Source organism: Oligoflexia bacterium (assembly GCA_035326705.1).
Lineage (GTDB): Bacteria > Bdellovibrionota_G > JALEGL01 > JALEGL01 > JALEGL01 > JALEGL01.
In genome coordinates, this window is sequence record DAOLES010000003.1 from 86697 (window position 1) to 100696 (window position 14000).

General features: G+C 36.9%; 15 protein-coding genes. 6 read left to right on the forward strand and 9 right to left on the reverse strand.

What is annotated here, in order from left to right; genetic code table 11:
• On the reverse strand, positions 1 to 615 hold the full coding sequence (locus PKC21_05320; GenBank protein HMR24756.1) for a hypothetical protein: 615 nt from the start codon (positions 613 to 615) through the stop codon (positions 1 to 3).
• 4 nt (positions 616 to 619) lie between these two features.
• Positions 620 to 1687: a PLP-dependent cysteine synthase family protein gene (locus PKC21_05325; GenBank protein HMR24757.1), complete on the reverse strand. Its 1068-nt coding sequence runs from the start codon at positions 1685 to 1687 to the stop codon at positions 620 to 622.
• A 108-nt stretch (positions 1688 to 1795) separates the two neighbouring features.
• On the opposite strand from PKC21_05325, the gene PKC21_05330 reads away from it, so the two are divergent.
• Entirely contained in the window at positions 1796 to 2344 is a 549-nt protein-coding gene (locus tag PKC21_05330) for an ATP-binding protein (GenBank protein ID HMR24758.1), read from the forward strand.
• 97 nt (positions 2345 to 2441) lie between these two features.
• Positions 2442 to 2891, forward strand: coding sequence for a high-potential iron-sulfur protein (locus tag PKC21_05335; GenBank protein HMR24759.1), 450 nt, complete (start codon positions 2442 to 2444; stop codon positions 2889 to 2891).
• Positions 2892 to 2937: 46 nt separating this feature from the next.
• Here PKC21_05335 and PKC21_05340 read toward each other — a convergent pair whose 3' ends face one another.
• From PKC21_05340 to PKC21_05355, 4 genes are all read right to left on the reverse strand, one after another.
• Positions 2938 to 3822, reverse strand: a complete 885-nt coding sequence (locus PKC21_05340; protein ID HMR24760.1) for a hypothetical protein — start codon at positions 3820 to 3822, stop codon at positions 2938 to 2940.
• Between the two features lie 140 nt (positions 3823 to 3962).
• Positions 3963 to 4625, reverse strand: coding sequence for a hypothetical protein (locus tag PKC21_05345; protein HMR24761.1), 663 nt, complete (start codon positions 4623 to 4625; stop codon positions 3963 to 3965).
• Positions 4618 to 5574, reverse strand: a complete 957-nt coding sequence (locus PKC21_05350) for a rhodanese-related sulfurtransferase (protein ID HMR24762.1) — start codon at positions 5572 to 5574, stop codon at positions 4618 to 4620. Before PKC21_05350 ends, PKC21_05345 begins: the two co-directional genes overlap by 8 nt.
• On the reverse strand, positions 5567 to 6187 hold the full coding sequence (locus PKC21_05355) for a glutathione S-transferase family protein (protein HMR24763.1): 621 nt from the start codon (positions 6185 to 6187) through the stop codon (positions 5567 to 5569). Before PKC21_05355 ends, PKC21_05350 begins: the two co-directional genes overlap by 8 nt.
• Before the next feature lie 65 nt (positions 6188 to 6252).
• Here PKC21_05355 and PKC21_05360 point away from each other — a divergent pair, with 65 nt between their 5' ends.
• Both PKC21_05360 and PKC21_05365 read left to right on the forward strand, forming a co-directional pair.
• Positions 6253 to 6939, forward strand: a complete 687-nt coding sequence (locus tag PKC21_05360; protein HMR24764.1) for an RluA family pseudouridine synthase — start codon at positions 6253 to 6255, stop codon at positions 6937 to 6939.
• Between the two features lie 51 nt (positions 6940 to 6990).
• The gene (locus PKC21_05365; GenBank protein ID HMR24765.1) at positions 6991 to 7329 is read left to right on the forward strand and encodes a hypothetical protein; all 339 of its coding nucleotides are present in this window, start codon (positions 6991 to 6993) and stop codon (positions 7327 to 7329) included.
• A gap of 17 nt (positions 7330 to 7346) precedes the next feature.
• Here PKC21_05365 and PKC21_05370 read toward each other — a convergent pair whose 3' ends face one another.
• From PKC21_05370 to PKC21_05380, 3 genes are all read right to left on the reverse strand, one after another.
• On the reverse strand, positions 7347 to 9827 hold the full coding sequence (locus PKC21_05370) for a right-handed parallel beta-helix repeat-containing protein (GenBank protein HMR24766.1): 2481 nt from the start codon (positions 9825 to 9827) through the stop codon (positions 7347 to 7349).
• A 186-nt stretch (positions 9828 to 10013) separates the two neighbouring features.
• Positions 10014 to 10625, reverse strand: coding sequence for a M15 family metallopeptidase (locus PKC21_05375; protein ID HMR24767.1), 612 nt, complete (start codon positions 10623 to 10625; stop codon positions 10014 to 10016).
• 4 nt (positions 10626 to 10629) lie between these two features.
• Positions 10630 to 11046 (reverse strand): dUTP diphosphatase, encoded by a 417-nt coding sequence (locus PKC21_05380; protein HMR24768.1) that lies wholly within the window; start codon positions 11044 to 11046, stop codon positions 10630 to 10632.
• 360 nt (positions 11047 to 11406) lie between these two features.
• Here PKC21_05380 and PKC21_05385 point away from each other — a divergent pair, with 360 nt between their 5' ends.
• Complete coding sequence (locus PKC21_05385) at positions 11407 to 13014, forward strand: hypothetical protein (GenBank protein ID HMR24769.1); 1608 nt, start codon at positions 11407 to 11409, stop codon at positions 13012 to 13014.
• Positions 13015 to 13247: 233 nt separating this feature from the next.
• Entirely contained in the window at positions 13248 to 13970 is a 723-nt protein-coding gene (locus tag PKC21_05390) for a hypothetical protein (protein ID HMR24770.1), read from the forward strand.
• Positions 13971 to 14000 lie beyond the last annotated feature (30 nt).

Here is a 14000-nt window from a genome sequence, read left to right on the forward strand (position 1 = left end):
CTACTCCATGGTCATCATTAAAAAACCGGTAAATGCTGCGTTACTGGGTGAGAGCCTTGCGTCTACCTGTTTTTTCATTTGGTCTAGGTGGCTGCGTATATTTTTATAAAATGACCAGCTGGGTAAAGGTTTATAAACCAGATCCAACTCAAAGTTATGAATAATTTTTTTGACGGTTGTCGGTTTAATAAAATATTCTTTTTTGGGTTTATAATACACTGGTAATGCCGTTAATATTGTCCATTTGGCTAATTTCACTTTTTCTAATTGATCTATAATAATTTCAAAGCCTAATTGCATTTTACCATGTAAAAGTTGATACAAGCCTTGGCATAAAATCTGTTTGTCTTCATGATACATGCTTTTTAAATGGTCTCTCAACTTTGCTTTCTCAAAAACAGAAACCATACTGGATTGACCTACAAGCTTTGTAAAATTTGCAATAAGTAGTTCTACATCATCAAAATTCTGTTTAGCAAAAGTAGATTTTACAAAATCCATCATTTTGGGCATTTTATGTTTTTTAGCAATCTCTTGCATTTCCGGGTTTTCAAACCCGCCAGGGTAACGCATAAAAAACTGCTTTTCATAAGATTTTAATTTTTTAAGGTTCATTTTTTTACTTTAACCAAGACAAGGTATCATAAAATTTTTCATAAACCTTGTACCATTGATTGATATCGTAACCTTTAAGCTTAAGCCAGTCTGGATTGTAATAAGTCTGCAAGTAACGATCACCATTATCACACATTAAACCCACTATAGACCCTTGCTGTTTATTTTTATACATTTGATGCGCAAGATTTATCATGCCAAAAAGATTGGTACCTGTAGAGCCACCATATTTTTTACCCAGCAGTTTCTCTAAAAAGTGAACCCCAGCAATGGATGCTGCGTTGGGTACACGTATCATCTCATCAATCACACTGGCAATAAATGAAGGTTCTACTCTTGGCCGACCTATACCTTCAATGCCGGAAGCTTGCTCTGAACAAAGTGTCTTATCTGCTGTTTTATAATAATCAAAAAAAACGCTGTTCTCTGGATCTACCACGCACAGTTTAGTCGTTTTAGACAAATAGCGAATATAGCGGCCTATGGTGGCTGAGGTTCCTCCGGTACCCGCACCTACAACAATCCAACTTGGATCAGGAAAATCTTCTTTTGCCATTTGTTCAAAAATGGAGTCCGCAATATTATTGTTGCCTCGCCAATCGGTTGCTTGCTCAGCAAAGGTAAATTGATCCATATAATGACCATTCAGTTTTTTTGCTAAAGACTCGGCTTGAGAATAAATTTCTCTATGATCGTCCACCATAAAACATTCGCCACCATAAAATTTGATTTGTTCAATTTTTTCTACGGATGTGCTTTTTGGCATCACAGCAATAAATTTTAAGTTAAGTAGCCTAGCAAAATAGGCTTCAGAAACGGCCGTGCTACCTGAAGAAGCCTCTATAACCGTTGTATTGGCCGTGATCTTTCCATTACAAATTCCATGTAAAAACAAAGATCTTGCTAACCGATGCTTTAAACTTCCGGTTGGGTGAATGGATTCATCTTTAAAATACAAGTGAATATTTTTTAATTTTGGAATATTTAATTTTAAAAGATGTGTATCTGCCGAACGTTGAAAATCCTGCTCAATTGTCTTAATGGCGTCACAAACCCAAGTTCTACACTGCATAAAGTTTTCCTATATGATTTTTTTTAATTTAAAAAGACAAAAATTAAAATTCAGTTTTTACAGCAAAAATTTTTATTTAAGCTTTGATTCAGATAGAACACCTGCATCATGATTCAAACCAACTGGCACATTATCACAGGAGCTCCCAGCTCTGGCATCACCAGTTTAGGAAATTACTTGCGGTTCATGGGCTTTAAAGTGATTCCAGAAGTTGCTCGTGGATTGATTGATATAGGTAACAGTCAAAATATTAGCACACATACCTTGCGTGAAGATCAGGTTGAGTTTGAACGCGATATTGTTAAATTTCAGACACATATAGAAAATCAACTAGATCCAAAAGAATTTATTTTCATTGAACGTGGTCTTCTTGATTGTGCCGCCTATGGCCTGCCTCTTGATGAAATCAACACCTTATCTCAATACCGTTATAAGCATATTTTCTTTTTACAATCTCTCAATTTCCAACAAGACTACGCTAGAATTGAAAATTTTGAACAAGCCAAAATCATTGGTGAGCGTATCCAACAATTGTACCTAGAAGCAAATTACGCCTTAACAAAAATTAAAAAAACTCCTTTGGCAAAAAGAGCTCAAGCTATTTTAGAGCACTGCAAACAAAGCTCTTCCATCTCACTGCTTGATATTTATCAATAAAACCATGCTTCCTCTGACAAATCATCATTTATCTTAAAAATACCTTTATCAAGCAAAATTTATTATCAATTGCTCTGTTTTGCGTTATAAAGCCAGCATGAATAGACGCGATTTTATTGAAAAAAGTTTTTTTGCCAGTTTGAGTACCTTGGTTTTGGGTGCATGCACAAGTTCTGAGAAAAAAGAAGCTCCAAAACAAGCAACTGAACCTCCTCAAGAAAGTATACAGCAAGAAGCTACCCCGGTTGGAACCCCGGAAGCCACTGCCACAGAATCTCCTACGCCTGCTCCAGCTAAAAAAGAATCTGTTAAATATGTAGATCCACAGAATAAAATGGCTGTTAACCTCAAATATGTTGAAGATGCTAAAAATGCTGACCCAGCCCTTAGAATTAAACGCGGTGACGTTGAAGGCAAAGATCAGTTGTGCTCAAATTGTAGCTTTTATACACCAGAAGCTGGTAAAACTTATGGCAAATGCACGCTTTTACCTGATGGTTATGTGCCGGCAAAAGGCTGGTGCAGCACATGGGCTAAAAAAGTATAATTACTTTAAAGTCTTACCGGATTTAGGCCCTTGTAGCATGTGACTTCTACTTTGCATACCAAGCGTCAATGTATTGCTCTTGAGCGCTTTCATACATAGCTCCATACTGGCGCAATTTATGACCAATCTCATACCCAGGACAACCTTGCCTTGGGGGAGCTATATAAATATCTCTTCCATCATCTCCCATTAACATGAGTCTGCTGCTTGAACTATTATTATAGTTTCTTGTACAAGCCATTTGATAATCAACCCCTAAAAGTACAGAAGCATTGCTAAGCTGATTTAAAGCCTTACTGATTTTTGCAATTGGGCACATTTCTAATTTCCAAAACAAAACAGGCACATCCACTAATTGATGTTCTCTTTGGCATTCATCAATATCAGTGTTCGCTTTCTCTTTAAGTAACAGTGATAATTGTAAAACTGATTTACTTAAAAAGACCAAAGGTGTGGCATGATTGTATTCATAACCTTCATAAGTATTACTGGCTTCATTGAATTTGATATCTTCAGAAAACGCTAAATATTGATTGTACATACTGGAAAACAAACTATCCAACTCTTTACAATTATTGATTGCCGGCAAGACCTCTTCTAAAGTTTTATCCGTAACATCGCTGTATAGCGCTATATTGCTTAGCATGGGCTCAGCTTTATCTGAAAACATAATATCAAACAATAGTCTGTTATCTTGATCTTTGATTTTAAAGTGCAAAGAACATTTTTCCGTTTCATCGGAGCATTTGATAGTAAAAGAATAGTTTTGCCGAGCTGTTTTTGTATAACCAACATTGTATTCCATGCTCACTTGATATACTTTCATATCAGCAGTTACACTTTGCATGGTTGCTTCTTGTGCATAAAGATTAAACCCACAACAAACAACAATAATCAAAACAATACGGCGCATTAAGTTTAGATTTTTCATATTTCCCCCCAGAAAAAATCTTAAATTAAAAATTTTATGCGTTGTATTATTTTTTTGTTATGCACTCAAGGCCCTTTTTGTCGCATACAAACTAAAAATACCTTAATGTATGTGCTATTTGCGCGTATTGATTACGGTTATTAACTTTGAGCAAGTACTTCAAATTCTTTTATGCTGGCTTCAGAAAGCATAAATTGGCCTTCATTATGGCGATTCAGCATATGTTGTGCAATCGTTTTACCCGTACTTAAACATTGATAGGGAACACCCAAAGCAGCCAGTTCTTTTTCAACATTAATATTGGGGTCATCCATTCTGTTGGTTAAAGCAATGGCAGCCACAACATCAACTTGTGCTTCTTTAAGCTTTTTGATGGCTAAAACCAAAGACATGCCTGTTGTGGTTACATCTTCAATCACCAGAGTTCTACCTTTGGGAACACCCAAGAAAAATTGATCTTTGGGATTGCCATGCGCTTTCACTTTTCCTCTACCCATAGATAAAACATGCGAGCCTAAAGCAAAATTTTCTGATTGTTTAGCAAACTTGTACTGACATAAAAACCCTAGCTTACTCGCACCTTCAGGAACACCATAAAATGTATCTACCTGTAAATTTAGACTGCTGGTAAAAGCCAAAACTTGATCACATAACAAGTCTAGTGCATAGGCATCTTGGGCTACATCTCTCCAATTAACATACCAGTTAGAGTACCTACCTGAGTTAAGCTGAATTGCTTGTTCAAAGGTCCCAACCACCTTATGCTTTAACATAAAATCAATAAATGTATGTTGATCAAACATGCGCTTGCTCTCCTATAATCGTTTTTTGACAAGTTTCTCCACAGCACCCAGAAAACTTTTCTGCGCATTGTGGGCATTGAATCATTAAAGTATGACATTTAACATTGGCGCAGTCACTATGAACATCATAAGCTGCACCACATTGATGGCATCGGCTTAAAACCTGATCCACAGTGGGTTCTGCCATTCTTCCATCAAACACAAACAAACTCCCTTTAAATTTGGAGTCTTTGCCTTCACGCTTTATAGTATTAAGATAATTGATAATTCCACCTTTAAGTTGATAAACCTTATTAAAACCTTCTTTTTTCATATAGGCACTGGCCTTTTCACAGCGGATACCGCCTGTGCAATACATTAAAATGGTTTTATCTTTTTCTTGCGCAAACTTGGTTTTTATTTCTGGTAAAACTTCACTGAAGGTTTTTGATTGTGGACAGTATGCTCCTTCAAAATGTCCCGTTTCACACTCATAATCATTGCGTGTATCAATAAGAAGAACATCTTTGCTTGCTAATTTTTCATGAAAATCTTGGGGAGACAAGTGTTCTCCGGGCTCAACTTCATCAAATAAATTGCCCTCGATCCCATCCGCTACAATTTTTTGACGTAGCTTAATATCTAACTTTAAAAAGGCTGCTCGTCCTTGATCTGTAGAACGATTAATCATGATTTTTTTTAGTAAAGGAAAGTAATGAACCGTCTCAACAAATTCATTCCACAAAAACTCAGGAACACTGACTTGAGCATTAATCCCTTCATTGGAAACATAAACTCGACCAAAAACACGCATTGGGTACCAAAATTTATACAGTTCGTTGCGAAAATCTTGTGGGCTCTCTATCTTGCCATACTTATAAAAAGATGCTGGAATCCTAGCAAAATTTTCTGCAGCCAAAGCTTGTTCAAGATCCTCTCTTTCTTTCATGTTATGCATGTACTTAAGCATTTTTTTTCTCCATTGTTTTTTCAAAAGCAGGTCTTGCCAAAAGTTTGTTCAACCATTGAAGTGTGGCTGGACACTCATCTAAACTGGCCAACCTTGGATTGACTTTATTCAATTGCCGTAAAAAAGGAAAGACATGAATATCTGCTAAACTGATTGTATCTCCTAATAAATAGGCTTGTTTAACAAGCGTTTGCTCAAGTTTTTCCAAGTCCTTGCGTAAATTATCCGGTGCTTTCTCAACATCTTCTGCTTTTGATCGTGCTGTACCGTACTTATAATGATCAACATGTGGTTTAAAGACGTGATTGCACCAATACGTCCATAGTCGCATTTTTGCTCTTTGTTTAGGGTCTTGACTCAGTAAAGCAGGTTCTGGGAAAGCATCCTCTATGTACTCCGTTATAATAGCTGACTCATATATAACGGTGTCCCCATGTACTAAAACTGGGACTTTAGCCTCAGGATGTTTTTCTTTAAGCTCTTGAGAAAAGGCGCCCCATTTTTCTTCCCTGGTTTCAAAAATAATGTTTTTTTCATGCAAAGTCATGCGCACCCGCATGGCAAAAGGACAGCGCCGATAGGAAAAAACTGTTATTTTTTTTGTTGCATCCATAAGGCATACCCCTTATAAGCTGTGCAAAAACAACTTGCAAGCATGAATTGCAAACTTTAACAATCATGAGCTACATACAAAAATTTGACCATGTTGATATCCTGTATCAAAACCACAACATCTTGGTTGTTGATAAGCCTTCAGGCATGTTGGTTCATCCAGCTGGCAAACCCGGGCAAGATAATTTGGTTGAGTTTTTTCAAAAGCAACTGAATGATCCTGAAATACGGCCTGTTCATCGTTTAGACCGGCTTACTTCTGGTTTGGTGATTCTGGCTAAAAATATTGAAACCGCACGCTTTTATGGCAGGGTTTTTTCAAGTGCAAATTTAGAAAAAGTTTATCTAGCCCAACTCAATGGACCGTTACTCAAAGATGAAGGTGTTTTAGATAACTTTTTGGCTGATGATGATACAAGTGTTGTTAAAATCAAACGTAAAGTTGCTCAAGAAGGTCAAAATGCTTACACCCGCTTTGAAACCATTAAAACTGACGCTAAACATAGCTATGTAAAACTGTTCCCCAAAACGGGGCGTCGGCATCAGTTGCGCGTGCATATGGCACATTTAGGTTGTCCAATAGTAGGAGATCCTATTTATGATTTAGGAGATGATTTTTACTTAAGTCTTATCAACAGCACTGAGCCTTCTCCACCTATGCACCTGCATGCTTGGCAAATAACAACCCCAGTACCTGGCCAAGAAAAAAACATGACCTTTGAAAGCCCCTATCCATCCTTTTGGAAAATTTGATTTGATCTAAGCATTTTGCTCAATGTCAGTATTTTGCTATACTCGACAAGTATGAAACGTCTTTTAATAGCCTTGGGTTTTCTGATTTGTATTACTCTACATAGCAATTGTTCTGAATCAGGAAACGATGGTTTCCCCAATATCCCCGTTCCCAGTGATCTCAGTTTTGACTGTGGAGGGGTAGCCACTTGCAATATTTTCCTCCCTATTTGTGAAGCCAGTACTGGCGGCGCTAATCCTTCTTCTACCAACTATGCTTGCCAAGGCATGCCTGAATTATGTGTAGAAAGTTACAGCTGTGAATGTTTGGAACAAAGCCAACAGTTTTCCAGTCATAGTTGTCAAAGCAATGAAGATGGTGAAATTACCGTTAGCATTAAATACCCATAAATAGTTTAAATAAAGTCTTAATTTTGTGGCCAAAGTATTTTTGAAGACATCGGTGACAGACGCAAATATTCACTGTAATTATTTTGATTTAAATCTTGGTAAGCTTGATTTAAGGGGACTACAATTTCAAAATCATTTTCATTGTAAAACATTTTTGGTGCTAGATTACTGCTTGTGGTATCGACTTCTATCAACTCTATGTTATTGATAGTGGCAGATCCAAAATCAGGTCCAGCATCAAAATAAATCATTGGGTTTGACTCACTCAGTTTCATCTTGATGATAAATTCATAGTTTTGTACTTGCTCAGTTACTTCGGCATACAGCAACTCTGAAAGATACAAGTAGTTTGACACTTTACTGATTGAAAAACGAATCACATCATCTGCTGATCCAGTTATACTGAAACTTAATCTATAGTCTTTTTCTTCTATTGGATCAATTGTGATAGAGCTATCATAAGAGAACAAGTTAATGGAACTTGTACTTGCCAAGTTTGAACTTAAACTATTGTTTACTATATAAGGATTTGAATTGGCCACAATTGTTTGTGACTGTTCTCCATAACCATAACTTTGAAACCATGTTGAAGTGTTATAGCCGGTTCTATGTGTGCCATCGCCAGATTTTCCCCAGGCAATAGCTGTTCCACTTTGATCTGAAAGAACATAGTGATTGTTATTAAATATACCCATTTGTCCTACATCTTCATTGAGCGTGTAAATACTTAAAGCAGCTTGGCCACTTTTTACATTAATAAACGTATTGTTTGTCATTTCTATTTCACGGATTGGATTAGACGGATGTAAATTATCGTGTTTCATCAAGGCACCAGCACGATGTCCATCAAAAAATGTATTGTTTAACACATCAACTCTTTGTGCATTATGAATGTACAATGGCGCATATCCCATCATACCCACTGAATTATTTTCAATGCTTACGTTTTCCGTTAGGTCATCCATATAAATTCCAAAAGCATCACCCTCTCCATTGGGAGTTCCTTCTGAGTTTCCAAAACCATTAACAACAATATTGTTGCGAACCATAGATTGCGCTCTCACCGCTTCACCTTGATAAGAGTAAATGCCAGCGCCATCATCTTTTACAAGACAAAAATCACGAACGACGTTGTTTTCTACTAACATACCTCCACCATAAAAATGAACCCCAGTATAACCTATGCGCTCAATTGTATTATTGGTTATCGTTCCATTATTTGCATGCGAAATAAAAGCACCCCCTTGATTGTCACTGTTTCCACTCATACCTGGGAAAATAGCTATGTCTTGAATATGATTTTGATCAATTAAAGCATTAGGAAATTGAATACCAAGCTTAATCCCTCGATTGGCAATACTTGAAATTGTATTTTTATAAATAATAAGATTGTCAGAGTTTATAGAGTTGTTCTCACCTAAAACAGCGGTATCTCCTATGAGTTGGATACGACTGTTTTGTAGAGTCACGTGTGGAGCATTTGCTAAATATAGCCCACTTCTATCCCCCCCTTCTATCTGTAAATCACTGATCACAATATAACCATGTCCAAGATTATAAATAACATCTCTATGCACACTAACTTCCACCTTATGATGACTTGGTCCTGATTGACCAAAGTAAACATAAAGTCTGTTACTATTCATCGCTGCTGTTTCTTCAACATACCATTCACCAAAAACATCCAAGGTTTTTCGGTCACGTTGAAAAAAATATCCATAGCCCGGTGTTGCATTGTACCCACCACCTGAAAGACTTAAAGTTTGCCCGCTATGTGATGTCACTTGCATACGATCAAAAATCCAACGATTTTTACGAACCAATGCTTGTGCACCGGTCCAATTTGGTGAAGAAGTTAGCTCATTGTCTGTTATTGAACTTGATCCAGAAACAGCTTCAGCTGTCAACCAAGTATCATTGGGGTAACGCCCTACGGCTTTCAAACTACCATTCATTGCAACGGTATTCACATCACTTGTTAAGTCTTGAATATCTGCATAGTAAACGCCTCCCCCATCATTTTGCCATTGGGTCACTTGTGTAAAGCCGGTTAAAACTGGACGTTTGCCTTCACCATAGGCTCCTACAAGAATAGGTGATGAAGAATTTCCAGATTTATTAATTTGTAAACTCCCCCTAAATTGATCTCCTCTTCTAAATAAAACAGCATCTCCAGCAGATAGATTACTAAACATTGTATTAACTTTATTCAGGGTTTTCCAGGGAGCTGAGCGTGTTCCAGGGTTAGAATCATTTCCATCTGAGCTCACATAATATTGTGTTCCCCCTAAAGTGGTCATGGCTTGGCAGACTTGATTCTTTTCAAAATAACCATCCTCACATGTCTCTAAACTACACTCTTTTGCTTTTTTCCAACCCTCTAAATCACAAAGAAAACTTTCTTGACCTTGCCCATGCGGTAAACTGCATGTGCGCAACTCAATATCCCCTAAAGAACATACACCCTTGCCTTCAATGGATGAGTCACAGGCAAGCATAAACAGTGAAAGTGTTATACCGCTAACCAATATTAAACAAATTCTAAACAATCATAATATTTTATCATAATGCTTTACTTAATCACAGGGCTAAGACTTAGCTCAAAACATTTAAAACAAACCCCTACTTATCCTAATATATGGTTTTTATGTTCACTTTTTATTGGAGATTATTGAAGAAAAAATTTATTCAATCACAAAATCAAAATAGGTATCAGGATGTGGTTCATTGATTAATGAAAAGTGCCACCACTCTCTATGGTAATTTTCAAAACCATGTTTTTCCATGGCTTGTTTTAAAATTAACCGGTTGTTTTGGGCCTGTTCAGATACATTTTGACTATGCGTATGCGATAACTCATCTAGGTAATCAAACTCAGTGCCCATATCCAACTCTTGACCTTGACTGTTGATTAAGGTCAAATCAATGCTACTGCCACGACTATGCCCAGATTTACAGGAAAGGTAGCCATTAAAAAGATCTTTTTTTTCTAAGTTGGGATAAAAGCGTTGTTTCATGGCGTTTTTATTATCTTGTTCTGACCATGCTATGAAATGATTAACCGCTGTTTGCGGACGATAGGCATCAAAAATTTTCAGACCCAATCCTAGTTTTTTTAAATCTTTTTCTACTTTTAATAAAGCTTGCGCTGCCGGCTTACTTAAAAAACAACGTGAGGCTTGATAGCCTGGTACTTTTTCACCGGTAAAATTTTCTGTACTATAATAACGCAGCTCGCACTGAATATCTGTATCCAGTGTATCCAAAGCCACAAAGTTTTCTTTACCATCGCTCATAATTTTACTGCCCCGTGCTACCAAAGCCCCCTTGAGCACGCTCAGAAGTGCTTAACTCAGATACTTCTTCAAGTTGTATTGATGGGTAAGGCATAATTAAAAGCTGCCCTACCTTATCCCCAATAGCATACAGTGCGTCGCTATTTTGCGCATAGTAACGCAAACGCAATTCACCCCTGTAACCTGAGTCAACCAAGCCAATGGAATTACACAAAGACTGCCCGGTTTTTGAAACACTGCTGCGTGGAAACAAAAGGCCACAATAACCTTGAGGAATCTCCAGTGCCAACCCAGTACCATATTCTACATACATTTCTGTTTGATCCACAGACACGCAGGTTAAATCCATGCCCGCATCACCCTCTTTGGCATACGCTGGAATCACAGCTTCACTTACTAACTTCTTAATCTTAACGTTCATCCGCCTTCAATAACGCATGCGTTTTTTCTGTCAATGATTATATTGATTAATTACTGTTGACTTGCAGTATTAAATTTTTCTATATTGTTGTTGATATTAAAACGTCATAATTGTAGAAAAGCCGTAAAATCATTAGTCATCTTATTGATAACTCTTCAGAATGCTAGATCAATTTAATCAAACAACTCTATTTAGATTAACAGTCAAGCCCTATTTATACTGTGCAAAATTTCGCCAGTAAAGTGCGATTAGAATAACTTTTTTTGCTCTTTGGACTCTGCTAAGAATATAAAATTCTATGATTTTAGATACTTAAATTATAGTTTTTTAGGAATGAAAATTGCATTTATAATTATAGTCATGATTTATACGACCTGTTATTTTCGTCACTGTTTGTATGCAGGTATTATTAATATGCTACTACTATTTTCTAGCTGTAGTTTGCTTGATCAAAGTATTCAAGTAGAGGATAATGGTTTAAACCCTATAATTGGTGCCGCATGCCAAGAAACGCCTGTGCCTACTACAATTACTCCAACAAAGATTTACTATGTAAGTACAAGTGGCAACGACCAAAACACCGGCTTATCCCCGAGCCAAGCTTGGAAAACGCCACATCATGCTGCTCAAACAGTCACTCAACCTGGAAGCCTTATTGCACTAAAACGTGGAGATATTTTTATTGAAACACAAGCCTTGAGAATATTTAGAAGTGGCACCCAAGAATCTCCTATTATTTGGGATGGTAACTACTGGGGAGATGGTGAAAAAGCTGTTCTTAGAGCTGCTGCTGACCGGACCGCTCCAAATTTAGCTATTGTCAATATTAGTGGTGCTAGCCATGTCATTTTTCAAAATACAACCATAGATGGTTCAGGATACAATGTTTTTGGACTAGTTGTAGGAGGAACTGATAGCTATTATTCACCTGATGCCATTCAATCTATGGAAAATAATATTATTGTACAAAATAACCATATTTTAAACTGTGGTGATCAAAATGATGACTATGTTATAGCTGCATTGATTCAGACATGGAACACGGATATGTCTGATATCCATTTTATCAACAACCATGTTGATGGGGCTTCCAACCATGGTATTACAGCTTATTGTGGTAGAGCTGTTCATGGTGCCACGCCCTCAACACTTACTGACTTATACATCGGGCATAACTATGTAACAAATTTTGGAGTAAATGGCCAAGATCGAGCCACAGGAATATCAATGTCACAAAGCGTTCATAATGCTGTTGTTGAGTGTAATAGAGTTCAGCAGGGCGACAGAGGGAATCAAACTGCTATGGGGTTGGCTGGAAATGAAGACGGTACACCTCAAAACGCTCATATTAGATACAATGAAGTTCACATGAAAAACTACCCAGCTTTTAGTATACAGAACGGCTATGCCCCAAGTGCAAAAGTTTATGGCAATTTTTTCTATACTGAGAACGCGAACTCAAAAGCCGTGATTTGGTTGATGATTGCTGGTAATGGTTACTCGCACAATGGAAGTAAAGCTTCTTTTCAATTTTTTCATAACACCCTTATGGCTGGGCAAGGTAATGTTTATATGGATGACACCACTACACCGGGCGTAAATACATTTAAAAATAATCTTCTTATAAATTTAGGTACTCAGACAAATGGTGATAGTTGCATGGTTGTTAATTTGGGAACATCAACAAACCACAGCAACAACGCTTGTTTTAGACCTACCACAGGGAACGTACTTTACGCCATTGATGCCGATAGTGGTTATATATATAGAGATAACATCCATTCATGGGAACCTTCTATGGTTATTGAGAACCCAGACATTGTTGATATAGATCAATTTGATATGAACCTAAACCCTACATCCCCCTTGATTGGCATGGGAGCGATTGTAGATATTCAAAGAGATATCAATGGTACCTTATTCAATAATCCTCCCAGTATTGGGGCCTATGAATACCCTACGCAATAATCAAACCCTAAATAAAACCAGCTTTTTCGCAGTTCAAAATATAAACTTATAGGAAAAACCATGCAAAAAATACAGTGCATGGAAAGTTCGGTACAAATTCTAGCATAACTACAATAAACACCTGCTGCCATTCACTCCCGTAAATTCTAAAATGAAAAAATACCGATCGTAAATATATCTTCTTTCTTGTTATTTTCTTGAAATATTAGTTTATTTCATACTATATAAACGCTATGCGTTATTTACATGTTTTTTTAATTTTGTTTCTTTTTGCTAATTTTGCTTACAGTGAAATACATAGAGATAATCACACTTCTGACACCATTGAAAGCCTAGTACAATTTGCTTCACTTAGCTGGACGTTTAGCTTTGAAAACTGTCATGAATCAGCCAATCTTTATAAAGAAAGTTTTATCCAATCCATTAAAAGAGGCTTAACCAGGCTCAATGTTATTAATCCACAGTTAACGGGTGCAATCTTGCAAAGCATGTTGAATCGTCCACTTGAAGTGAGTTGTGAACATCAAGTTAGCCAGAAAGCCGATGTATCAACACACCTATATAAAAATAGAATTGATGTTCTTAAGATACTCGAAAAAGTAAAGAATCTACGTTTGGCTGAAATTGGGTTTTTTCATGAGTTCCTACATATCCATAGGGTTGATAATCTTTCTAAGAAAAAACACAATGCTTTGGGACAAAATGTACAAAATAGACTTGAAGATGCTGTGTACGCTTGTCAAACAGCCACTTATCCATTTCTTGACATCTATTTAAACAGCAAGCCCGTAGAGGAAATAGAAAAAACTTACAATTTAATGTGTCAGGCCTGCGCCTTGGTCAGAAAAAACAAACACCATGGCAAAACCTATTTCTCCCGCAACCAAGACGAAATCGCCCTTGCTGTAGAAACATGCAACAACATTGATACCGAATATTTTAGAGACAATTTTTAGTTTACGATCATCACAATCTTTGAGGATGAG